This is a genomic window from Nonomuraea sp. NPDC004186, assembly GCF_053603495.1.
In genome coordinates this window covers 23,211-46,416 of the sequence record NZ_JBSGFQ010000031.1, presented here as the reverse complement: position 1 = coordinate 46,416, position 23,206 = coordinate 23,211, and the positions used below count along the sequence as shown (strand labels likewise).

Sequence of the window (23,206 nt, the reverse complement as noted above, 5' to 3'; positions counted from 1 at the left end):
AAGGCAGGCTCGATGATCGCTGTCCTGGGCGAGTGCGTCGCCGACGGCTTCACCACCCGCTCCCCCGGCGACCACACCCTCATATCCGGGCCGGCCGAGCACGGCGGGGAGGCGATGGAGCTGGGGTTGCGGGTGCTGCCGGGCGGCGGGCCCGCGAACACGGCGGTGGCGCTGGCCCGGCTCGGGACCCCCACGCGCTTCCTCGGCCGTGTCTCCGGCGACGTGTTCGGCGAGCTGTTCCGCCGCCACCTCGCCTCCTCGGGCGTGGACCTCTCGGCCTCCGTCGACGCCAAGGAGCCCAGCACGCTCGCCGTCGCCGCCCTCGACGCCGGTGGTCAGGCCGAGTACACCTTCTACGCCGACGGCACCGCCGACTGGCAGTGGACCCCGTACGAGCTGGACCTGGACCGCCTCGGCCCGGTCGCCTGCCTGCACACCGGATCGCTCGCCCTGGCCAGGGAGCCGGGCCGGACGGCGGTGGAGGCCTTCGCGCGGGAGGCCGCCGGGCGCGCCACGATCTCGATCGACCCGAACGTCCGCCCCAGCCTCGCCTCCCTGGCCGACTACCCGGTGTCGCGCTGGTGCGAGTGGACCGACATCCTCAAGCTCAGCGCGGACGACCTCGACTTCCTGCTGCCCGGCGTGCCGGTGGAGCGTGCCTGCGATACCTGGCACGCCGCCGGCGCCCGGCTGATCGTCGTCACGAGGGGCGCGGCGGGCGCGCTGGTGTCCCTGGACGGCGAGCGCGCGTCGGTGCCGGCGCCGGAGGTGAACGTGGTGGACACGGTCGGCGCGGGCGACTCCTTCACGGCGGGCCTCCTGCACAGCCTCGCCGCCAAGGACCTCCTGGGTGGCCGCCTGGACGGCCTGGATCTGGGGACGGCGGTGGAGGCGGCCGAGTTCGCGGTAAGGGTGGCGGCACTGACGTGCTCGGTCGCGGGCGCCAACCCGCCCTGGGCCGATGCTCTCTGACCCGACCGAGAGGCGAGACAGGCGGAGACCGGCCACACTTGGCACATGCACGCAGCAGTGGAGGTGTCATGCGCCGCGACCCGGACCTGACCTATCGCGGCGCGCTGGCGATCCTCGGCCATCATGACCGCCCCCGGATAGACCGACTGAACAAGCTCCTGGGCGGCGCCATCCTGGCCGCCGGAGCCGTGGCTCTCGGCGGGGCGGCGCTGCCGCCGCTGGCGGCGTTCGCGGCGGTCTGGGGCTGGGTGGACCAGAAGAACGAGGCGGTCTCGCTGCTGCGCGCGGCCCTGGACAGCGCCGCCGACCGGCTGCTGAGGCTCTCCGGCTACGAACGGCATCGGCTGATCTGCGCCGCCCACACCACGATCGTCGCGGCGGCGGTCTTCGAGGCGTGGCGCGAGCACCTGAGGGCGCCGCTCGCCACGCGGCCCCGCCTCACGGACGCCGAAAAGCTCCAGCTCATCACGCCTACCGCCCGCGACGCCCACGAGCACCTGATCGACGCCCTTTATGACATCGAGGTGCCCGCGCCCTCTCCCGCCCGGGGATTCGAGGAGAACATCCCAGCACTGCGGGATTGGATGATCGCGCCTCACCTGCGCTTCCTGGGGCTCCTCACCGCGCAGGCCGGCACCTCGCTGCCGGTGAACCTGGAGACGGTCCTCGATGCCGCGATCGAGCGTTACCGGTCCCACTACCTGTCGCTCTGCGCGACCGTGCCGGAGTTCCTCATCTGGGCAAGTCTGGGCGAGCACGCCGCCACGAGGACCGCGGTCACCGGGGTCCGCGAGGACGTCAGTACCGCGTTCGACAGCCACTCCGCCGCCCTCTCCCGTCTGGAGCAGGTGCTGGAGTCGATGGCCGGCGACCGCCGGGAGGAGCCCGACCTGTGCGCCGTCATGAGCCGGGCCAACCGGGGCGCGTTACGCGAGCACATCGTCGCGGAGGACGCGGTGCTGGCCACCCCCGAGCTCACCTTCCCCGCGCTCGAGGAGTCCTTCGTCGATCCCCGCTACCGGATCAGTCTGGGCGGCAAGGACCAGAAGCTGGCCGACGAGAGCTGGTGGCGTGAGCAGCCGGTGTTCGGTGACCTCGACCTCCGCTTCGCGGCGCACCTCACCTCGCCCCAGGCCACCCGAGCGCCGATGCTGCTGCTCGGGCACCCAGGAGCGGGCAAGAGCTCCCTGACCAAGATGCTCGCCGGACGGCTGCCCGCCTCCGCCTTCACCGCGGTGCGGGTTCCGCTGCGCCGGGTCGGCGCCGGGGCACCGGTGCACGACCAGATCCAGGAAGCGCTCGACCTGGCCACCCATCGCCGGGTCAACTGGTGGGAGCTGGCCGACCAGAGCCGCGCCACCATCCGCGTCGTCCTCCTGGACGGCCTCGACGAGCTGCTCCAGGCGGCCGGTCACCGGGGCGGCTACCTGCAGGAGGTCATGGCGTTCCAGCGTCAGGAGGCCGATCAGGAACGCCCGGTCGTGGTGATCGTGACCTCCCGGACGGTGGTCGCCGACCGGATCACCGTTCCGGAGGGGACGGTGGCCGTCAAGCTTGAGGAGTTCGACGAGGACCAGATCGCGGCCTGGTTGCGGGTGTGGAACTTCGCCAACAGGGGCGGCGCCTCGCGTGCGCTGACCCCCGGGGCGGCCATGCGGCATCCCGAGCTGGCCGGACAGCCGCTCCTGCTGCTCATGCTCGCTCTGTACTGCGCCGATCCCGGGGCGCCCGCGCTCGACGACGGGCTCTCGACCGCCGACCTCTACAGAAGGCTGCTGGACACCTTCGCCCGCCGGGAGATCGAACGCACCAACAAGAAGCTCTCCGGCCATCGGCGTGAGGAGCTCGTCCGCGAACAGCTGTGGAGACTGGCCGTGGCGGCGTTCGCGATGTTCAACCGTGGCAGGCAGAACGTGACGGACGCCGAGCTGGGGGCGGACCTCCTGGCGATGGACGAGCAGGCCTCCTCGTCGAGTCGCACCGACGAGGTCGGCAGCCGGCTGATCGGACAGTTCTTCTTCGTCCACACCGCCGAGGCCCGCGCGCCCGGTGCCGACCCGCGGCAGAGCTACGAGTTCATGCACGCCACCTTCGGCGAGTACCTGATGGCCGCACAGACCATCGAGCTGCTCGGCGAGCTGGCAGCCGAATCCCCGGTCCGGCGCGGAGCCCGCGACCTGAACGACAACCTCCTCTTCGCGCTGCTGTCGCACCAGCCGCTGTCGAACCGGCGGACCATCCTGACGTTCGTGGAGGAGTTGGCCGACGAGTTGCCGGCGGAGCAGCGGGGGCGGATCGCCGGCGCTCTCACGGCGCTCATCGCGGGCCATCGCAGAAGGTTCGGCTCGGAGCGGTACGCCGACTACCGGCCGACCCCGACGGACCGGGTGCGGCAGCTGGCGGCCTACTCGGCCAACCTGGTCACGCTGCTCGTCCTGCTGCGGAATTTCGTGTTGCTCGACGATCTCTGGCCGGAAGGAGAGAACGAGCGGGCCCGGTGGCGATCCATGGTGATGCTGTGGATGTCGGGCCTCGACACGGCCGGAAGGCAGTCGATCCTCAGCACGTTGAGGTTCGACGGCGGCTCGGTCGAGATTTCGGCGCAGCCGAATGCGCAGCTGGTAGCCGATGCCCCGGATGTCATGTACGCACGCCTCGTCGGGGATACCGCCCTGGAGAGGCGGCTTCGGTTCGGCCACAGCTCGGTCGGGGGCCTTCAGTACTCCAGTCCCGGCGACTCGTGGGCCGACATCGTCAAGAGCTCCATCAGCGCGCTGCTCACCAGCCCCGGCCGGCAGGGACACCTGGTTCTGGTCGACCCGGGCGACGATGTCGGCGACGAAGAGCTGGAGAAGGTGCTGGATCAGCTGGCGACGCTGCTCAAACAGTGCAGCCGCCTGCTGACGACCGCGTCGGCGGCGGACGTCGTCCGGTGGACGGACCGGGTCGGCCGCGGCAGGAGACCGGACCCGTACGCGATGGCGGCCGTGCTGTGCGCGCATCCGGCGCTTGCCGACGAGATCCCCTGGCTCACCGAACCCGAGACCTATGCGGACGCGCCCGGCGTCGCCTTGCTGTTCAGGCTGGCAGGGCCGGAATCTCCGGCCCTGGCCTCGCTCGGCGCACAGCTCGATCCCGGGGTCGCGGGCGCCGACGACGCGCTCCGGCAGTTGCTCGCGGCCTACCGGTTGGACGGCACGCTCGACGGCTGCGAACTCGGGCAGACCCAGAGCGTGATCATTCAGAACGATTAGCACCGTCGGGAACGGTCATTCCGTCGGGACCGTACGGTAGCCGTTCCAGACGAAGCGGGCGGTCGTCACCGCGTCGTCCCCGTCGCCGGTGATGAGCTGGTGGACGGCGATCCCGTCGAGCTCGCGGTACTCGCACCACTCGTGGTCGGACGTGAGCACCAGGTCCAGCCCCAGGTTCACCAGCAGGTCGAACACCTGCCCCCGGTTCGTCCTGTCCACCCCCACGAACACCTCGTCCAGCAGGATGAACCGGGGACAGCCCGGGTCGCTCTGGTAGTGCGCGGCCACGGCGGCGAACAGCGGCAGGTGCAGCGCGATCGCCTTCTCCCCGCCGGACAGCGCCCCGTGCAGCTTCCTGGTGAGGTCCTGCCAGCCCTGCCCGTCGCCGCGGTCCAGCCGGACCACGAACCGGTGCCAGGCCGTGTAGTCGAGCACCTTCATGAGCTGGTCCTCCCAGCTCGCCGACGAGTTGTCGGCCCGCGCCTCCTCCACCCGGTCCCTGAAGAAGACGTACAGGGCCTCCCTGTCGGCCTCGTCCAGCCCGGCCGGGTCGCGCAGCAGCAGGTCGCGGGCGGCCCGGGTGCCGGGCGACTGCGTGGGATCGACCTGCCACACCAGGCGGACGGCCACCCGGGAGGCGGTGCGGACGCGTTCGAGGCGCTGGTTCATGCCCTCCACCAGCGCGGTCGCCTGCCTGATCCGGTCGGCGAGGTGCCGCCGCGTGTCTCCGGCCAGCGTCCGGTCGAACAGGTCCCGCTCCGCCTCCGTGATGTCCGAGCGCCGCTCGTCGCGCTCCTTGCGCAGCGCCTCGCTGAGGGCGGCGGCCCCCGCCCGGACGCCGGCGACGGTGGCGGTCAGCAGCTGGACGTCCCCGTCGGGCGTCAGCTCCAGGTCCGCGCGGTCGGCGAGGATCTCCCTGGCGTGGTGGAAGGCGTCGAGCAGCCGCGCCTCCGCCTCCTTGACGTTCTTCTGCTCGTACGGCACCGCCGCGAGCTGCTCGGCGACGTCCCTGGCCGAGACCAGCACGGCCCGCACCCCGGCGTCGCGCGCCAGCTCGACCGTCGCCCGCGCGTCCGCCGCCAGGTGCCCGGCCGTCAGGCTGCGGAAGCGTTCGGACACCTCGTCCCGCACCCGCCCCGCCTCGGCGTGCTTCTCCTCGGCCGTGCCCAGCTCGCCCCTGAGCTCGCCGAGCCGGGCGTGCATGCGGGCCAGGTCGTCGTTGACCGAGCGGATGAGGCGGCGGCAGGTCTGGTACGCGGCCTGCGTCTCCTGGAGCCGCTCCAGCACGCGCAGGTGCTCGGCGCCGACCGTGGACTCGACGGCCGCGAGCTTCTCCGCCAGCGTGACGGCGCCCGCCGCGGCGTCCTCGGCGCGTTCGACGGCCCTGACGGCGAGGTCCTGGTATTCGCCGGCGGTCTCGGCGGCGTGCTGGGCGCGCTCCGCGGCGGCGCGGGCGGCGGCGCGCCGGTCGTGCCAGGCGGTGCCGGTCGTCTCGGCGGTGCGCAGGGCCTCTTCGAGGTTGTCGAGCGCGGGCGGCGCGGTGGGCAGGGCGTGGCCGGCCGCCAGCTCGGTGAGCCGCCGCAGCGTCCTGCCGACCTCCTTCTCCCGGTCGTGCAGGCGCTGCTCGTAGGCCCTGAGCTGGTCCTCGAGCAGCGCGACCTTCTTCACCGCCCCGTCGAGCGCGTCGAGCGCGTCCGCGTACGGCCTCCGGGCGGGCCGGCGCCGCAGCTCGGCGGCCAGCGTGTCGCGGTCGGCGTCGACCACGGCGAGCAGGTGGTCGCACTCGGCGACCGTGCCCGCGAGCTCGCCGAGCCGGTCGTCCAGCTCGGCGACGCGGCGGCGCCTGGCGCGCTCGCGGGCGGTGGCGCCGATGTAGGAAGGTTCGGGCTTGACCCAGCGGCCCGCGGCGGGCCCGAGCCGCCAGGTGCCGTCGGCGCCGACGACCGCCGGGTGGTCGACGCCGATCGCGCTGGGCGCGAACGCGATGCCGGCCAGCACCGTGTCGGCCTTGACCGGGGAGTCCGCCTCCGTGAGCAGCACGTGGGCCAGGCTGTAGCCGGGCGCGGGCTTGGCCAGCGCGGCCACCGCGAACGCGTCGTGCTCCCCCGCGTCGAACCCGCCGTCCGGGCGCAGCCACAGGTCCAGCAGGCCCGCCGCCTCCAGCGCCGCCTCCACGCCCGCCTGGGCGACGGGGTCGAGACCCGACCTGAACGCCACGGCCCGCCACAGCGGGGCCCCCGGGCGTCCCTTCCTGGCGGCCATGTCGCGGGCGTGCGTGGCGCGCGGGTCGAGAACGGTCCGGTCGTTGAGGCGTTCGCGTTCGCGGATCAGCTCGCCGCGCTCGGCCAGCAGCTTGTCGCGCAGGCCGGTCAGGTGCTGCTCGCGGGCGGCCAGCTTGACGGCCGCCGCCGTACGGGCGGCGCCCACCAGCTCGTCGGCCTGCTCGAACCGCTCCGCCAGACCCGCCAGCTCGTCCGCGTCGAGCTTGAGCTGCGCGCAGCCGGCCGCCCATTCGGACAGGGCGGCGGCCAGGTTGGCGGCCCGCTCGTCGCGCAGGCTCTCGGCCGCGTCGTGGGCGGCCTGGGCGGCGGCGAGGTCGTCGCGGGCGCGGTCGCGGTCCTGCTCGGCCGCGGTGCGGCGGTTGATGGCCTCCTGGTGCTCGACGGCTCCGGCGCGTACCGCCCGGATCTGGGCGGCGCGGCTGGTGACGGCGGCCCGCAGCAGCTCCCGGGCCCGGTGCACGGCGCCGGCCCCGTCGGCGGCGCGGACGGCCTGATCACCGTCGTCCGGCTCCGGGCCGGATCCGGCCCGGTCGGACTCCTCGTGGGCGGCCAGCAGCCCGGCGCGTTCGGCCGCGTGGCGGGCCTCCGTCCTGGAACGTTCCGACAGCGCGGCGGCGGTGCGGGCGGCGGCCTCGGCCAGCGCCGACAGCTCCTGCTTGGCGGCGGCCGAGCGGGCCGCCGCCCCCGCCTGGTCGCGGAGCAGGGCGGCCGTCTCGTGGGCGGCCTGCGCCTCCATGCGGAGCCGGTGCAGCTCGGAGCCCGCCCGGTACGCCTCGCTCTCCTTGAGCCCGTCGATCTGCGCCGCCAGCGCCAGCTCCTGCGCCTCCTCCTCCCCGAGCCGCACGGTCGTGGCGTTCAGCTCGCCCTCGACCTCCTTGAGCGCCTCGCGCTTGGCCTTGGCCTCGGCCGCCAGCGAGTCGAGGGTGTGGCCCGCGGACGTCACCGCGGCCGCGGCGGCGCGCAGGACCCGCTGCGCGTAGCCGCGCTGGCGGCCGGCCAGCCGGTCGGCCTCCTCCACGTCGCGGTCGAGCAGGCGCAGCTCCTCGCGCTGCCGGTCGAGCCGCTCGAACCCCTCGGCGATCTCGTGGATCTCCCCCTCGCCGAGCGGCGGCAGGGCGCTCGACAGCAGGTCGGACAGCAGGCCCGGGTCGAGGCGTTCGGAGAGCTTGGGGGTGCGCAGCTGGCGCAGGGCGGTGAGGAGCGAGTCGTAGCGCTGCTCGTTGAGCGCCCGGTAGAGCGTCTGGCGCACGACGGCGCGGTAGGCGTCGGCGGACTCGTGGACCTGGCCCGACGTGCCGAGCTCCTCGGCGAGCTGGGCCTTGGTCAGGGGCTGACCGCCTTCGCCGGTGAGCCGGATGCCGTCGGGGGCGTCGACGCGGGCCTCGGTCGTGAAGTACGCGGCGGTGACGTTCTTGGTGTGGACGGTGGCCTGGAGCCGGGCGCCGCACGTGAACCAGCGCCCGTCGGCGTGCCGGAACTCCAGCCACACGTAGCCGACCCTGGTGGTGCCGGTGGCGCCGTCGCCCATGAGGTTCCAGTGCATGGTGCGCTCGGTGCCGCCGAACGTGGACAGCCTGCTCGGCTTGAGGCTGGCGTCGAGCACGTACGGGAGCAGCAGCTCCAGCACCTTGGACTTGCCGCTGCCGTTGGGCCCGCGCAGCAGCAGCCTGCCCCGGTGGAACTCGAACACCTCGTCGTAGTAGCGCCACACGTTCAGGATCCCCGCGCGTACGGGCACCCAGCGGGCGTCCATGCCCTGCGCGGCACGCGTGCCGGTGGTGAGTGCGGCGGTGAGCTCCGTGACTGTCATGAATCCTCCTGGACGGCCGTGCCGCGATCGACCCGGTAGCGGGCCGCGGCAGGCAGGGCGGCGACCCGGTCACCCGTGCGGCGGGCCAGCCCGAACAGTTCGAGCACCTCCAGCGCGTCGGCGGCCAGCCGCGGCCCGCCGCCGTCGGACTGGTACGCCTTGGCCCACTGCGGGAAGCGGCGCAGCAGCTCCGTGGCCTCGGCGTCGACCCGGGCGGCCCGGACGGGACCGGCGGAGACGAGCAGGTCGAGCAGGAGCAGGGCGGCCACCTTGGCGTGGCTTCCGTCGTCGGGGAACTTGGTGTCCGTGGCGGTGGCGTCGGCGTCGATGAGCAGGAAGCCCTCGGCCCGTTCCTCCAGCACGAACCCGGCCTCCTCCGCGGCGCGGCGGATGATCCGGCGGCCGGTGAGCGAGGCGGCGTAGGCCGACTGCTCGGGGGTCAGCTCGTCGCGGTAGACGACGGGCTCGTCGAGGAGGCGGCGCATGAGGGAGTGCCTGGCCCACAGGTTGCGCTGGGTCTCGGTCGGCTCGTCGCCGCCGTAGCGGGGCTCGGTGGTGAGCGTGCCGAGCACCCGGCCCATCGGGTCGTCGCCCTCGGCGGCGATGCGGGACGGGGGCACCGGGGCGGCGAGGAGCCTGATCACGCGGGTGGTGTCGACGCGGTAGAGCACCTTGGCGTCCTCGTCGTCGAGGTAGGAGTCGGTCGCGCCGTCCATGGCCGTGATCGCGCCGTAGTGCTCCAGCTGTTTGAGCGCGTCCACGAACGCGGCCCGCTCCTCGCTCCTGACCGGGTCGAACGCGGGCACCCCCGCCTCCACGGCGGCGGCCTGGACCACGCGCTGGGCGAGCATGCCGATCGTGGTGACCGGCGAGGTGAGCAGCTCGGCGGCGCAGAGGCAGAGCAGCGTGTAGCGGCGGCGGTCGAACGGGGCCCTGGTGGTGCGGCGGCGCCGGGCGGGCCGGGTGGCGCTCGCCTCGGATCTGACCTTGACGAGGCGGGCGTACCCCCGGCGCGGCTCCACCACGAGCCGCCAGCCGCAGAAGTAGTCGAACCACTGGATCAGCGGCTGCCGCCGCTTCCTGATCAGGTCGAAGGCGGCGGCGTCGTCGTGCAGGGACACGAGCGGCCGGCCGAGCAGGGTCCTGATCGCCCGCGCGATCTCCTCCTTCTCGGCTCTGACGAGCTGGTTGGCCAGGCTGCTCATGCGCCCGCCGCCTGCTCGTGGTAGGCGGGGGAGCCGCCCACGCGGGCGAGCCCCAGGGAGCGCACGTCGATGAGGTAGTCAGGGCCGCGGAACCAGCCGTCCGACGTACGCAGCACCGCCACCGCGCCGTCCTCCGGGGCCCGCAGCACGATCTCCACCCGCCCGTCCGAGGTCACGGCCCGCCGGAACCCGGTCGAGTCGGGCCGCTCGGCCAGAGCCCTGCCGAGCAGGTCGAGCAGGCGTCCGAAGGTGTCGTGGTCGAGCTCCCCCAGCTGCGACAGCCGGGTCGCCCCGGTGGTGGCCAGCGCCGACCAGGCGGCCTCCAGCTCGGCCCGCTCCTTGCCTGCCAGTTCCTGGCGCTCGGCCCGCAGGGCGATGACGTCGCGCACCTTGCCCGTGCGGCCCATCCGCTCGGTGCGCCCGCGCGAGCGCAGCAGCGCCGACACCTCCACGGGCTCGGCCTCCCGCCACGGCACCCCGGCCGGGATCAGCTCCGCGTCAGCGTGCCCCAGGTGCGCGTGCCGGGCGGGACCCAGCCCGAACGCCGCGTCCCACAGCCGGTGGGCGTCGTCCTCGCTCGGGGCGCCGGCGAACCAGCGGGCCAGTGTACGGAAGTCGGCGGCGGCGCTAGAGGAGCGGCGGCGGGAGTCGGTGATCCGGTCGAGCACCTGGAGCAGCGACACGATGGCCTGCCGCGCCACGTCATGGAGCCGGCGGATCCGCGGTTCCCCCCAGTCGTCCGGCCCGCCGTCCGATCCGTCGGTCGGCCTGTCCTCGGGCGCGAACCACCGGCACAGGCCCTCCCACCTGGCCGCCCGCTCCGCCAGCCACGGGGTGACGTGATCCGTGCCCGGCGCCTCCGGCAGGTCGGCCCCGTCGAGCGCGCGGGCGTGCAGCACGGCGACCCCGTGCCCGGCCACCCCGCGCAGGGCCGCGGCGATGGTGTCGGCGCGCTGCTCCAGATTGCTCACGAACTCCTGCAGGTAGGCCACGGTGGCCCCCTTGACCTCGTGGAACGTGGTGAGGTCGGTCCCCTCGACACGCAGCAGCCGCTGCAACTCGCCGTTGAACTGCCTGGTGTTGTCGCGCAGCCCGTCGAGGTGGCCTTCGAGCTCCCGCAGGCTCGCGAAGATCCGCCGGTTGCGCCCGGGGTCCGGATCGCGCAGCAGCGACTCCAGCTCCCCCAGCCGGTCGGCGATGGCGTCGAGCACCGCGGTCTGCAGCGCGCCGGCGGAGGCCAGCACCGCCATCGCGTGCCGTACGCCGGCGAAGGCCGCCTCGCCGCGCCTGGTCAGCGAGTACTGCAGGTTCTTGCGCTCGTACTCCTCGGCGGTGGCGAAGCTCCCGGCGTGGTTGAAGATGACGTCGAGCAGCCCCCACCCCGCGAGCTGCTTGAGCGTCGCGGTCAGCTCCTGCTCGCCGACCGGCGCGTACCAGCCCACCGCCCGCAGCCGCTCCCGCGCCGCCTCCACGGTGAGCGCCGTCTCCAGCCGCTCGCCGGCCTCGCCGAAGGCGTAGAGGACCGCGGTGTTCAGGTCTGCCCGGTCGGTGGTGGCGAACCGGAACATCTCCGGCGGCACCCGTGGCGGCTCAGCCATCGCCCCGCTCCCCTCGCCGCACGATTTCCACGCGCGCAACCGTAGCGGGAAGCCCTCATGACCCGACCCCGGTTTGCGCGAGGATCACCGAGGGCACGGCGCGCGCATGGGAACGGGGGCCGGGATGGCGGGGTTCGGTACGACACGTCCCCGCGCCTGACGCGGAATCGGCGCGATTCGGCGTCCGAGCACTACCATGCGATTACCTTGTCGAGGGCGGCGCATGGGCGAGCCCCGAATTCGCGCTTGCAGACGATCTATTCCAGCGCCCTTAAAGGCCGCCGCAAGCTTTCACATTCACGTTCTATTCATGCGACGTCTAATCACCATCATTTCGCCCGCCATCGCAGGCTTGATCGCCGCCGCCGGTCTCGCCGGGCCGGCGCGGGCGACCGGGCCCGGCGGGCTCGACGCTTATTACGGTCAGCGGGTGGCCTGGTCCTCCTGTGGCAACGGATATGAATGCGGGAAATTGCGGGTCCCGCTCGACTATTCGAAGCCCGGCGGCAGGCAGATCAAGATCAGCCTGGTCCGGTTGCGCGCCACCGGAAAGAAGATCGGGTCGATCGTGCTCAACTTCGGCGGCCCGGGCATCTCCGGCGTCGATTCGTTGAAGGCCGCCAAGACCATGGTGTCCCCTTCTCTCAGGCAGCGGTTCGACGTGGTCAGCTTCGACCCGCGCGGCGTGGGCGCCTCGGCTCCCGTGCGCTGCCTCGGCACGCTGGGCCTCGACGCGCTCTTCGCCACCGACCCGACGCCCGACAACCGCACCGAGGTCAAGCAGGCCAAGCAGTGGGCCAAGGCGTTCGCCGGCGCCTGCGCGAAGAACGCGGGCAAGCAGCTCCTCGCACACGTCGGCACCGGCGAGGCCGCCAGGGACATGGACGTGATGCGGGCCGCGCTGGGCGAGCGGCGGCTGACGTACCTCGGCTGGTCGTACGGCACCTACCTCGGCGCCAGGTACGCCGACCTGTTCCCCACGAGGATCCGCGCCATGGTGCTCGACGGGGCCGAGAACCCGAACCAGACCGGCATCGAGTTCGCCCGGTCACAGGCCAAGGGCTTCCAGGTGGCGACCGAGTCATTCATGCGCGACTGCTTCAGGGCCAAGGACTGCCCGTTCAAGAAGCACTCCGTCAGCGCGGCCTGGAAGCGGCTGGACGCGCTGTACAAGCGGGCCGACCAGGCGCCGCTGCGCAACACCTACGACGGCCGGCAGGTCAGCGAGGCCGTCGCGCGGACCGGCGTCATGAACGCCCTCTACGCGGTGGCCTACTGGCCGACGTTGCGGGTCGCGCTGGCGGACGCGTTCAAGGGCGACGGCACGAAGCTGCTGCTGCTCGCCGACGACTACAACGGCCGGCGGGCCGACGGCAGCTACGACAACCGGTACGAGGCGCTCATGGCGATCAACTGCCTCGACCACCCCGAGTCGCGCTGCCCGTACTGGCCGGTCAAGGGCACCAGGTTCGCCAAGAAGGTGCGGGCCCAGGGCTCGCCGCCGATCGTGGTGGTGGGCACGACCCGCGACCCGGCCACGCCGTACGGCCTGGCGAAGGCGCTGGCGTCCCAGCTGTCGAAGGGCGTGCTGCTGACCAACGACGCCGACGGGCACACCGCGTACAGCGGCGGTTCGAGCTGTGTGGAGAAGCAGATCGACCGCTACCTGATCACGATCGTCCCGCCGCGGCCCGGAGCCTGCTCCGCCAAGGTGTGAGTCGCGGTTTTCCCAGTCCCACACCACGGTGTGGGACTGGTGTCGTTCGGGTCAACCACGGTCGCGCCTGCGGAGCGCGCGTGCCGTGCCGGGAGAGATTGGCGGACGTAGCCGGAAAAGTCCCTCCCGAGGAGCCCATGGAGTCGCTGCTGGTCCTGCACGCGGTGGCGGCGGTGTGCGCTCCCTGGCTGGTCAGGCGCACGTCCCTGGCCGTGCTCGCCCTTCCTCCGGGCATCGCCTTCCTCGCCGTGCTGCTGTGGCTGCCCCCTCAGGAGAGCGCGGCCTGGGCGCCCGTGCTGGGGCTGGAGCTGTCCTTCCGCGCCGACGCATTGGCCGTGCTGATGATGTCGCTGGTCACCGGCGTGGGCGCACTGGTCATGATCTACAGCTCCCGCTACTTCAGCCAGGACGACAAGGGGCTCGGGCGCTACGGCTGCTTCATGACGGGCTTCGCCGGGTCGATGCTGGGGCTGGTGGCGGCCGACGACCTGCTCCTGCTGTACGTCTTCTGGGAGCTGACCACCGTCTTCTCCTACCTGCTCATCGGGTACGACCCCGAGAGCAGGCTGAGCAGGCAGGCCGCCATGAAGGCGCTGATGGTCACCACGTCCGGCGGCCTGGCCATGCTGGCGGGGTTCGTCCTGCTCGGGCAGGCCGCGGGCACGTACCGCGTCTCGGACATCGTCGCGCACCCGCCCCACGCGGGCCCCGTCGCCGTCGTCCTCATCCTGGCCGGCGCGCTGTCGAAGTCGGCGATCTTCCCGTTCAGCATGTGGCTGCCGGCCGCCATGGCCGCCCCCACCCCCGTCTCGGCCTACCTGCACGCGGCCGCCATGGTGAAGGCCGGCGTGTACCTGCTGGCCAGGCTCGGCCCCGCGCTCGGGGACCTGACGGTCTGGCGGGCGGTGGCGGTCCCGCTCGGCCTGGTCACGATGGTGCTGGGCGGGTGGCGGGCGCTGCGCGAGACGGATCTCAAGCGGCTGCTCGCCTACGGCACGGTCGGCCAGCTCGGCTTCCTCACGGTGCTGTTCGGCTCGGGCGACGGAGGCGCGGCGCTGGCCGGCGCGGGCATGCTGCTGGCGCACGCGCTGTTCAAGGCCGCGCTGTTCCTGGTGGTGGGCATCGTCGATCACGCGGCGGGCACCCGCGACCTGCGCGAGCTGAGCGGGGTCGGCCGGTCGATGCCGTGGGTGTGCGGGGTCGCGGTGCTGGCGGGGGCGTCGATGGCGGGGCTGCCGCCGCTGGCGGGGTTCGCGGGCAAGGAGGCCGCGCTGGAGGCGCTCATGGGCGCTCCGGTCGTGCTGGCGGGCGTGGTGGCCGGGTCGGCGTTGACGGCGGCGTACACGCTGCGGTTCCTGTGGGGCGCGTTCTGCGACAAGCCGGGGGTGGTGGCGCGGCAGACGCATCGCATGCCCGCGGCCATGACGGGACCTGCCGCGCTGCTGTCGCTGCTCGGGCTGGTCCTGACGCCGTTCGCCGGGTGGTTCGCCTCCGCCTTTTCTGGATATATCGGGACATTTCGCATTAAGGGGCATGAAGTCCATCTGGCGGCGTGGGGTGGCTTCACCCTGCCGCTCCTGCTGTCGGCGGTGTCGGTGGCGGCCGGGGTGACGCTGTTCCTGGCCAGGGAACCGGTGGCCAGGGCGGGGGCGGCGCTGCACGTGGTCGACTCCGGGCAGGTCTTCTGGGCGCTCGTGCAGCGGCTCGACCGCTTCGCCATCCAGCTCACCGGCTTCATCCAGCGCGGGTCCGTACCCGACTACCTGACGCTCACCCTGCTGGCCGCGGTCGGCGTCGGCGTGTTCTCCCTCGCCTCCGGCGGCCCGCCCCACCTCGGCGTGCCCGTCGTCCTCTGGCAGCGCCCCGAGCAGCCCGTCGTCGCCGTCCTGACGGTGGCGGCGGCCGTGCTGGCGCTCTTCGCCCGCGCGTTCATCCTGCTGGCCCTGGTCGTCGGCCTCACCGGGTACGGCACGGCGCTGCTGTTCCTGGCGCACGGCTCGCCCGACCTGGCGCTCACCCAGTTCCTGGCCGAGACGGTGAGCCTGGTCATGTTCGCGCTGGTGCTGCGGCGGCTGCCGCTCGGCCCGGTCAGGGGGCGGCTGCCGTTCCCGTTCAGGATGGCGCTCGGGCTGGCCGTGGGGGTGGTGGTCACGGGCGCGGGCATGCTGGCGATGGGCGCGCGGACCGCCGAGCCGGTCGGCGCGCACCTGGAGGCGGCCGCCGGGCAGGCCGGCGCCAGGAACATCGTCAGCGCCCTCATCGTCGACCTGCGCGCCTGGGACACCATGGGCGAGAGCACGGTGCTCGTCGTGCTGACCCTGGGCGTGACGAGCCTGGTGTTCCTGCGGCGCAGGTCGTACCACATCGAGCCGGTCGCGGGGCCGCCCGCCGAGCGGACCCGCTGGCTGTCGGCCACGCTGCCGCGCGGGCAGCGGGCGCTGGCGTTCGAGGTGGTCGCCCGGCTGACGTTCCACACGGTCCTGGTGCTCTCGGTGTTCCTGCTGTTCATCGGGCACAGCGAGGTCGGCGGCGGGTTCGCCGGCGGCATCGTGGCCGGGCTGGCGATCACCGTGCGCTACCTGGCGGGCGGGCGGAACGAGCTGGCCGCCGCTCTCCCGGTGCACGCCGGGGTGCTCATGGGCGCCGGGCTCACGCTGTCGGCGGCCACGGCGCTGATCGGGCTGGTGTTCGGGCGGGCGGCGCTCGACCTGCTGACCGTGGACGTGAGCGTGCCCCTGGCCGGGCACCTGCACGTGTCCACGGGGCTGCTGTTCGACCTCGGCGTGTACGTGTCCGTCGTCGGCATGGTCCAGGACATCCTGCGCTCCCTCGGCGCCGAGCTGGACCGGCAGGAGAGCATGTGACCGTCACCCTGCTGCCCTTCCTGGCCTGCTTCGCGATGGTCGCCACCGGGGTCACGCTCCTGCTGGAGCGGAGCCTGGTACGGGTGCTGGCCGGCGTCGTGCTCCTGGGCAACGGCGTCAACCTGCTGATCGTCACCGCGGGCGGCGACCCGGGCGGCCCGCCCTTCGTGGACGTCCGCGGGCGGGCCGACCCGCTGCCGCAGGCCATGGTGCTCACCGCGATCGTGATCACCCTGGGGGTGACGGCGTTCCTGCTGGCCCTGGCGCACCGGTCGTGGCAGCTGTCCGGGAGCGACGAGGTCCAGGACGACACCGAGGACCGCCGCGTACGGCTGCGCCCGGCGCGGCGAGCTGAGCGACGCCGTGCGCGCCCGGCGGGACGCCTACCGGCGGCTGGTCGCCGAGCAGCGCGCCGAGCTGGCCAAGCTCGCGGCCGAGCAGGCCGAGCGCGAGCGGCTGCAGGAGGCCGACCTGGAGCAGCGCATCTCCAGGGTGCACGACGAGCTCGAACGGTGGATGCACGAGCGGCGGCAGGAGGGGCTGACCGAGGAGGAGGTGCACCTGCGCTTCGAGGAGGCGGGGCGGCGCGAGGACGCGGCTGCCCTGGACAACGCCGAGCGCATCGAGCAGCTGCGCGAGCAGCACACGCGGGGGCGGGAGGAGCAGGCGGCCAGGGAGCGGGCGATGCGGAGAAAGCTCAAGGCACGGCAGCGGGAGGCGCGCAGGCAGATGCGGGCGGCCATCAGGGAGGAGCGGGAGCGCCAGGCCCTCGCGCAGGATCCCGAGCTGGAAGGCGAGGACTGACCCCGTGGAGAGGCTGATCTGCGTGCCCGTGCTGCTGCCGCTCCTGGCCGCCGGCGTGAAGCTGGCGATCGGCGGGCGGCTGCGCCGGCTGCAGTCGCTCATCAGCCTGGTCACGCTCGCCGTCTCGGTCGTCGTCTCGGCGCTGCTGCTGGTCGCCGCCGACACCCGCGGCCCGCTGGTCACCGAGCTGGGCGGCTGGCCGGCGCCCGTCGGCATCTGCCTGGTGGCCGACCGCCTGTCCACGCTGGTGCTGCTGGTGTCGTCGGCGGTGACGTTCTGCGTCATGGTGTACTCGGTCGCCAACGCCTACGCCGCGCAGGAGCACGACGCCCCCATGGCGATCTTCCATCCGGCGTTCCTGGTCATGGTGGCCGGAGTGGCGGACGCGTTCCTGTCGGGTGACCTGTTCAACCTGTACGTGGCGTTCGAGCTGCTGCTGAGCGGCTCCTACGTGCTGCTCACCTTCGGCGGCACCGAGTCCAGGATCCGGGCGGGCGCCACGTACACGCTGATGGCCCTGGCTTCGTCGATGTTGTTCCTGATCGCGCTGGGAGTCACGTACGCGGCCACCGGGACGCTGTCGATGGCGCAGCTCGCCGAGCGGTTCGCCACGTTGCCCGTGCAGGTGGCGCTGCTGGTGGAGCTGACGCTGCTGCTGGCGTTCGGCATCAAGGCGGCGATCTTCCCCATGTCGGCCTGGCTGCCGGACTCCTATCCCACCGCGCCCGCCCCGGCCACGGCCGTGTTCGCCGGCCTGCTGACCAAGGTCGGCGTCTACTCGATCATCCGTCTGGAGGCGCTGCTGTTCCCGGGCGGGCCGGTGTCGACGCTGCTCATGTGGGTGGCGCTGGCCACGATGCTGACGGGCGTGCTGGGCGCGGTCGCGCAGACCGACCTCAAGCGCATGCTCTCGTTCACGCTGGTCAGCCACATCGGCTACATGGTGTTCGGCGTCGGCCTGTCCACGGTGGCCGGGCTGGCCGGAGCGATCTTCTACGTGGTGCACCACATCACCGTGCAGACGACCCTGTTCCTGGTGACCGGGCTGGTGGAGCGGCGCACCGGCACCACCTCGGTGAACGGGCTCGGCGGCCTGATGACGACCGCGCCGCTGCTGGCCGTGCTGTTCTTCGTGCCCGCCATGAACCTGTCGGGCATCCCGCCCATGTCCGGCTTCCTCGGCAAGCTGATGCTGGTGCAGGCGGGCCTGGCCGACGGCCGCCCGCTGCCCGTCGCCCTCGTGGCCGGGGGCCTGGTGACGAGCCTGCTCACCCTGTACGCCGTGGCCCAGACGTGGAGCAAGGCGTTCTGGCGGGGCCCGCGGGCCGTGCGGGCGGGCACGGTCGTGGAGAGCGAGGAGTACACCGGCGAGGACCCGACCGTCACCACGACTGCCGTCCCGGGGACGCTGACGGCGGCGGTGGCGGCGCTGGTCGCGATGGGGCTGTCGTTCACGGTGCTGGCCGGGCCGCTGTCGGCGTTCACGCACCGGGCCGCCGCCGAGCTGATGGCCCGCGAGCCGTACGTCACGGCCGTGCTCGGAGGGCGGCCGTGAAGCCGCGACTGGCGCTGATCGCCTGGCTGGCGGTGGTGTGGGTGACGTTGTGGGGCGAGCTTTCGGCCGGCAACGTGCTGGGCGGGCTGGCGGTCGCGCTGGTGGTGACGTGGCTGCTGCCGCTGCCCGTTCTCGACCCGGGCATCAGGGTCCATCCGGTGGCGCTGGTGGACTTCCTGCTCTGGTTCGGCCGGGACCTGGTGGTCTCGACCGTGCGGGTGGTGGTCTGGGTGGTGCGGCCCGGCGTGCCGCCCACCCAGATCGTCCGGGTACGGCTGCGCACGTCGTCGGAGTCCATGACCGTGATGATCATGGTGGCGCTGTCGACCGTGCCCGGCAGCCTCGTCGTGGAGGCCTACCCCGAGGAGCGCGAGCTGGACCTGCACGTGCTGGGACGTCCGGGAGACGTCGCCGAGGCGGTGCGGGCGGACGTGGCCGGGCTGGAGTCGCGCATCGTGGCGGCGTTCGGCACCCGGCGGGACCGGGAGGAGCTGCCGTGACCGTGGTGTACCTCGTGACGCTGGGGCTGCTCGGATGCGCGGCGGCGGCCACGCTCTACCGGGTGGCGCGCGGTCCCACGATGCTGGACCGGGCGGTCGCGGTCGACGTGATGACGTCGCTGTGCATGTGCGGCGTCGGGGCGTTCGCCGTGGTCAGGGACGACTATTCGGACCTGCCGATCCTGCTGGTGCTGTCGTTGCTGGGGTTCGTCGGGTCCGTGTCGCTGGCCCGCTTCTTCTCGGGGAGGTCCCGATGAGCTGGCTCGACATTGCGGCTGCGGCCTGCCTGCTGCTGGGCGCGACGCTGGCGCTGTCGGCCGGGGCCGGGCTCGTCCGGTTCCGCACCACGCTGGACCGCATGCACGCGGGCACCAAACCGCAGGTGCTCGGCGTGCTGCTGGTGCTGCTGGCCATGTGGCTGCACCGGCCCACCTGGGCGAACGCCGGGCCGCTGCTGCTGGCGGGCATCTCCCAGGTGATCACCGTGTCGGTCGCGGCGTACATGGTGGGGCGGGGCGCCTACTCGCGCGAGCGCGCGGACGACGACACCGAGCTCCCCTCGGAGGACTGATCGTCCGAGCGGTTGAGCGCCGCCTGGCCGAACCAGGTCCACAGGGCCAGCGCGGCCAGGATCCCGCCGGTGGTCCAGCCCAGCGCGGGGCCGAACAGGTAGTCGATCACGAGCATGGTGGCCGTCGCCATGGACACGGCCAGCGCGAGCGCGCCGACGATGCCGTAGAGGTTGGAGCGCCGTACCAGGGTCTCCTTGCGCCCCTGCCGGAACAGCACGCGGTGCTGGGCGGTCGGCGCGATGTAGCAGATGGACGCGACCGCCGCGCTGACCAGCGCCAGGTAGAACAGCCACCGGTCGGGCTGGTCCAGCTTGCCGAAACCGGCCGAGAAGGGCACGGTGAGCAGGAACGCGAACAGCACCTGCACTCCGGTCACCGCCACGCGCGCACCTTGTAAGAGCTCCACGAAGTTCCGGTCCGCGCGCTCCTGATCCGACTCGTTCTTCACGCCGCCTCCCGACTCCGGCACGAGAGACTTCTCCTTCCTCGGCGGGGCGCGCTAAAACCTCGCCCGCAGGATCTTGGCCGGGGTGATGGGCAGATCGCGCACGCGGTGGCCGATGGCGTGGTGCACGGCGTTGCCGACGGCGGCGGCCGTGCCGACGATGCCGATCTCGCCGATGCCCTTGCTGCCCATGGGGTTGAGGTCGTCGTCCTCCTCGTCCAGCCAGACCGCCTCGATCCGCTCCACGTCGGCGCAGGCGGGCACGTGGTACTGGGCCAGGTCGCGCCGGAGGAAGCCGCCGAACTCCTCGTCGGTGTACGTCTCCTCCATCAACGCCATCCCCATGCCCATCGTCATGCCCCCGATGAACTGCGACCTGGCCAGCTCCGCGTCCAGGATGTGCCCGGCGGCGAAGACGCCGAGCAGGCGCGACACCCGTACCTCGCCCGTCACGGCGTTGACCCGCACCTCGGCGAACTGGGCGCCGAACGCGTGCCTGGCCAGCTCCGCGTCCCGCGCGACCTCCTCGGTGGTGTCGGCGCGGCCCACCGTGCCGTTCACCTTGAGGTGCTCGCAGGCGCGCACGACCGCCGAGCCCCACGAGGCCGTGCCCATGGAGCCGCCCGCGAGCGGGGCGTCCGGCAGGTCGCTGTCGCCCAGCTCGACGTGCACCCGGTCGGGCGCGACGCCCAGCGCGCCGGCCGCGATCCCGGTCAGCGCGGTACGCGCGCCCGTGCCGATGTCGGCGGCGGCCACCTGGACGAGGAAGTCGCCCTCCCGCATGGTGACGACGGCCTTCGACGGGCTGCGCCTGGCCGGATAGGTGGAGGCGGCCACGCCGGTGCCGACCAGCCACTCGCCCTCCCGGTGGCGTTCCGGCTCGGGGTCGCGCCGGTCCCAGCCGAAGCGGCGGGCGCCCTCGCGCAGGCAGGCGACCAGGTTGCGGGAGCTGAACGGCAGGCCGCTGTCCGGCTCCGTCTCCGGCTCGTTGCGGACGCGCAGCTCGATCGGGTCGATGCCGGCGGCGCAGGCCAGCTCGTCCATGGCGGACTCCAGCGCGTACATGCCGGGGCACTCGCCGGGGGCGCGCATCCACGACGGGGTGGCGACGTCCAGCCGGACCAGCCGGTGCGCCGTGCGCAGCGCGGGCGTGGCGTACATGACGCGGGCCGGGGTCGTGGTCTGCTCGGCGAACTCCACCAGCGTCGAGCTCTGCTCGTAGGCCACGTGCTCCAGCGCCGTGAGCCGGCCGTCGGCGTCCGCGCCGAGCCGCAGCCGCTGGATCGTGGGCGTGCGGTAGCCGGTGACGTCGAACATCTGCTGCCTGGTCAGCACGATCTTGACGGGCCGGCCGACGGCCCTGGCGGCCAGGGCGGCCAGCACGGCCTGGGGCCTGGAGGTGCCTTTCGAGCCGAAGCCGCCGCCGACGTGCCGGGACACCACCCGCACCTGCTCACTGGACACGCCGAGGGTCCGGGCGATGAGGTCGCGGCTCGCGGACGTGCCCTGCGTGGTGTCGTACACCAGCAGCCTGCCCTCGCCGTCCCACAGCGCCAGGGCGGCGTGCGGCTCCATCGGGTTGTTGTGCAGGACGGGGGTCGTGTAGGTCACGTCGATGACGGTCTCGGCCGCGTTGAGCCCGGCTTCGACGTCGCCTTTCACGGTGTCGGACGGGAAGCCGGGGTTGACGGTCTCCGGCTGGTACAGGTTGGGGTGGTCGGCGCGCAGGGCCACGTCGTGGATGTCCTGCTCGTACTCGACGACGATCGCGTCGGCGGCGGCGCGGGCGTTCTCGTAGGTGTCGGCCACGGCGGCTGCCACGAACTGGCCGCGATAGGCGATCTCCCTGCTCTGGAACAGCGCCAGCTCGCCCTCGGCGGCCGGGCCCAACTGGGGCGGGTCCTCGCTGGACAGCACGGCCAGCGCGCCGGGCATGGCGAGCGCGTCACGGACGTCGATGCGCCTGATGCGGCCCTTGGCGATCCGCGACTGCACGGGATAGGCGTAGGTGACTCCCTCGACCGGGTATTCGGCGGCGTACGTGGCCAGCCCGGCGACTTTGACGCGGCCCTCGACGCGGTTCACGGCGTCAGCTCCTCAAGCGTGCGGACGATCAGATTGCGGGTCAGCGGCACCTTGAAGTCGTTGCGCGGGAGCGGACGGGCCTGTTCCAGCTCGGCCTCGGCGGCGGTGCGGAACGCCTCACCGGTCGCCGGGCCGCCGACGAGGACCTGCTCGGCGCGTTCGGCCCGCCACGGCGCGTGGGCCACGCCGCCGAGCGCGATGCGGCAGCCGGTGACGGTGCCGTCGCGGACGTCGAGCACGGCGGCGATGGACACGAGGGCGAAGGCGAACGACGCCCGCTCGCGTACCTTGCGGTAGAGCGAGGCGCCCGGCGGCGGCGCGGGCAGCTCCACGGCGGTGATCAGGTCACCCGGCTCCAGCACGGTGTCCCGCTCGGGCGCGTCGCCCGGCAGCCGGTGCAGCCCCGGCATCGGGACGACCTTGTCACCGCCCTGGCCGGTGACGTGCACTTCGGCCTCCAGCGCGGCCAGCGCGACCGCCATGTCCGACGGATGGGTGGCCACGCAGGCGTGCGAGGTGCCGAGGATCGCCAGGTTCGTGTGGTCGCCCTCGATGGCCGGGCAACCGGAGCCGGGCTGGCGCTTGTTGCACGGCCGGGTCACATCCTGGAAGTACGGGCAGCGGGTGCGCTGCAGCAGGTTGCCGGCCACCGTGGCCATGTTGCGCACCTGGCCGGAGGCGCCGGACAGCACCGCCCGGGCCAGCATCGGGTAGCGGGAGCGCACCAGAGGGTGGAGCGCCAGATCGCTGTTGCGCACGGCGGCGCCGACCCGGAGCCGGTCGCCGGTCTGCTCGATGGCGTCGAGCGGCAGCTTGCCGACGTCCACCAGGCGGTCCGGCTCGGCCACGCCCAGCCGCATGAGGTCCACCAGGTTGGTGCCACCGCCCAGGTACATGGCGCCCGGCCCGAACCTGCGCACCGCGTCCGCCGCGCTGCCCGCCCTGGTGTATTCGAAGAGTTTCACGGCGCGACCTCGGCGATGGCGCTGACGATGTTGACGTAGGCGCCGCAGCGGCACAGGTTGCCGCTCATGCGCTCCCTGATCTCCTCCGGCGTCAGGCCGGGGTCCTCGCGGAGATCGCCGGTGATCGCGCTCGGGCCCTGCTCGCCCAGCATCCCCACCGCCGAGCAGAGCTGCCCCGGCGTGCAGTAGCCGCACTGGAAGGCGTCGTGCTCGATGAACGCGGCCTGCAGCGGATGCAGCTCGTCACCCTCCATCAGCCCCTCGACGGTGACGATCTCCGAGCCGTCCATCGCCACCGCCAGCGCCAGGCAGGAGTTGGCCCGCCGCCCGTCGATCAGCACCGTGCAGGCCCCGCACTGGCCGTGGTCGCAGCCCTTCTTGGCGCCGATCAGCCCCAGCCGTTCCCGGAGCAGGTCGAGCAGCGACATCCGAGGGTCTACGTGCACAGAATGTGACGATCCGTTCACCTTCAGGGTGATGTCCATGGCGCACGACTACCCGACCTCCAGACGAGGCAATCTCTGAGGGCGGTAAAGCGCGGTGTCCGTTTTGCGCCTGGGATGAGGGGTAGCCGAGCG

16 protein-coding genes are annotated in these 23,206 nt (G+C 72.9%); 9 read left to right on the top strand and 7 right to left on the bottom strand.

Features of this window, described 5'->3' with window-relative positions:
* Positions 1-12: 12 nt before the first annotated feature.
* Together ACWEPL_RS24895 and ACWEPL_RS24890 are read left to right on the top strand one after the other, a co-directional pair.
* Positions 13-972, top strand: a complete 960-nt coding sequence (locus ACWEPL_RS24895; RefSeq protein ID WP_452437561.1) for a carbohydrate kinase family protein — start codon at positions 13-15, stop codon at positions 970-972.
* A gap of 68 nt (positions 973-1,040) precedes the next feature.
* Positions 1,041-4,226 (top strand): NACHT domain-containing protein, encoded by a 3,186-nt coding sequence (locus ACWEPL_RS24890; protein WP_452437560.1) that lies wholly within the window; start codon positions 1,041-1,043, stop codon positions 4,224-4,226.
* Between the two features lie 15 nt (positions 4,227-4,241).
* Here the strand turns inward: ACWEPL_RS24890 and ACWEPL_RS24885 are convergent, their stop codons facing one another.
* The 3 genes from ACWEPL_RS24885 to ACWEPL_RS24875 are packed head-to-tail and all read right to left on the bottom strand — an operon-like array spanning position 4,242 to position 11,121.
* Complete coding sequence (locus tag ACWEPL_RS24885; protein WP_452437559.1) at positions 4,242-8,318, bottom strand: TIGR02680 family protein; 4,077 nt, start codon at positions 8,316-8,318, stop codon at positions 4,242-4,244.
* A complete protein-coding gene (locus tag ACWEPL_RS24880) occupies positions 8,315-9,523 on the bottom strand; it encodes a TIGR02678 family protein (RefSeq protein WP_363974604.1) in 1,209 nt (402 codons plus the stop codon). The genes ACWEPL_RS24885 and ACWEPL_RS24880 overlap by 4 nt, the downstream gene beginning before the upstream one ends.
* Positions 9,520-11,121: a TIGR02677 family protein gene (locus ACWEPL_RS24875; protein ID WP_452437558.1), complete on the bottom strand. Its 1,602-nt coding sequence runs from the start codon at positions 11,119-11,121 to the stop codon at positions 9,520-9,522. The genes ACWEPL_RS24880 and ACWEPL_RS24875 overlap by 4 nt, the downstream gene beginning before the upstream one ends.
* Before the next feature lie 310 nt (positions 11,122-11,431).
* Between ACWEPL_RS24875 and ACWEPL_RS24870 the strand changes: the two genes are divergently transcribed.
* The 7 genes from ACWEPL_RS24870 to ACWEPL_RS24840 all read left to right on the top strand — a co-directional run bounded on the left by ACWEPL_RS24870 (position 11,432) and on the right by ACWEPL_RS24840 (position 19,132).
* Complete coding sequence (locus ACWEPL_RS24870) at positions 11,432-12,838, top strand: alpha/beta hydrolase (protein ID WP_452437557.1); 1,407 nt, start codon at positions 11,432-11,434, stop codon at positions 12,836-12,838.
* Between the two features lie 137 nt (positions 12,839-12,975).
* Positions 12,976-15,702 (top strand): Na+/H+ antiporter subunit A, encoded by a 2,727-nt coding sequence (locus ACWEPL_RS24865; protein WP_452437556.1) that lies wholly within the window; start codon positions 12,976-12,978, stop codon positions 15,700-15,702.
* A gap of 35 nt (positions 15,703-15,737) precedes the next feature.
* Positions 15,738-16,523 carry a Na(+)/H(+) antiporter subunit C gene (locus ACWEPL_RS24860; protein WP_452437596.1) on the top strand — a complete coding sequence of 262 codons (786 nt, stop codon included), beginning with the start codon at positions 15,738-15,740 and terminating at the stop codon, positions 16,521-16,523.
* Positions 16,511-18,061, top strand: coding sequence for a Na+/H+ antiporter subunit D (locus tag ACWEPL_RS24855; protein ID WP_452437555.1), 1,551 nt, complete (start codon positions 16,511-16,513; stop codon positions 18,059-18,061). The genes ACWEPL_RS24860 and ACWEPL_RS24855 overlap by 13 nt, the downstream gene beginning before the upstream one ends.
* The gene (locus tag ACWEPL_RS24850) at positions 18,058-18,561 is read left to right on the top strand and encodes a Na+/H+ antiporter subunit E (protein ID WP_350727756.1); all 504 of its coding nucleotides are present in this window, start codon (positions 18,058-18,060) and stop codon (positions 18,559-18,561) included. Before ACWEPL_RS24855 ends, ACWEPL_RS24850 begins: the two co-directional genes overlap by 4 nt.
* Positions 18,558-18,818 (top strand): monovalent cation/H+ antiporter complex subunit F, encoded by a 261-nt coding sequence (locus ACWEPL_RS24845; RefSeq protein ID WP_185074016.1) that lies wholly within the window; start codon positions 18,558-18,560, stop codon positions 18,816-18,818. The genes ACWEPL_RS24850 and ACWEPL_RS24845 overlap by 4 nt, the downstream gene beginning before the upstream one ends.
* On the top strand, positions 18,815-19,132 hold the full coding sequence (locus ACWEPL_RS24840; protein ID WP_350727754.1) for a cation:proton antiporter: 318 nt from the start codon (positions 18,815-18,817) through the stop codon (positions 19,130-19,132). The genes ACWEPL_RS24845 and ACWEPL_RS24840 overlap by 4 nt, the downstream gene beginning before the upstream one ends.
* On the opposite strand, the gene ACWEPL_RS24835 is transcribed toward ACWEPL_RS24840, so the two are convergent.
* From ACWEPL_RS24835 to ACWEPL_RS24820, 4 genes are read right to left on the bottom strand one after another with little or no spacing between them, the layout of a single operon-like run.
* The gene (locus tag ACWEPL_RS24835) at positions 19,081-19,602 is read right to left on the bottom strand and encodes a DUF6328 family protein (RefSeq protein ID WP_452437554.1); all 522 of its coding nucleotides are present in this window, start codon (positions 19,600-19,602) and stop codon (positions 19,081-19,083) included. The two genes, ACWEPL_RS24840 and ACWEPL_RS24835, sit on opposite strands and share 52 nt — an antisense overlap.
* 30 nt (positions 19,603-19,632) lie before the next feature.
* Entirely contained in the window at positions 19,633-21,663 is a 2,031-nt protein-coding gene (locus ACWEPL_RS24830; RefSeq protein ID WP_452437553.1) for a xanthine dehydrogenase family protein molybdopterin-binding subunit, read from the bottom strand.
* Positions 21,660-22,628 (bottom strand): FAD binding domain-containing protein, encoded by a 969-nt coding sequence (locus tag ACWEPL_RS24825; protein ID WP_363974629.1) that lies wholly within the window; start codon positions 22,626-22,628, stop codon positions 21,660-21,662. Before ACWEPL_RS24825 ends, ACWEPL_RS24830 begins: the two co-directional genes overlap by 4 nt.
* On the bottom strand, positions 22,625-23,113 hold the full coding sequence (locus ACWEPL_RS24820; protein ID WP_350727750.1) for a (2Fe-2S)-binding protein: 489 nt from the start codon (positions 23,111-23,113) through the stop codon (positions 22,625-22,627). The genes ACWEPL_RS24825 and ACWEPL_RS24820 overlap by 4 nt, the downstream gene beginning before the upstream one ends.
* Between the last annotated feature and the right edge of the window lie 93 nt (positions 23,114-23,206).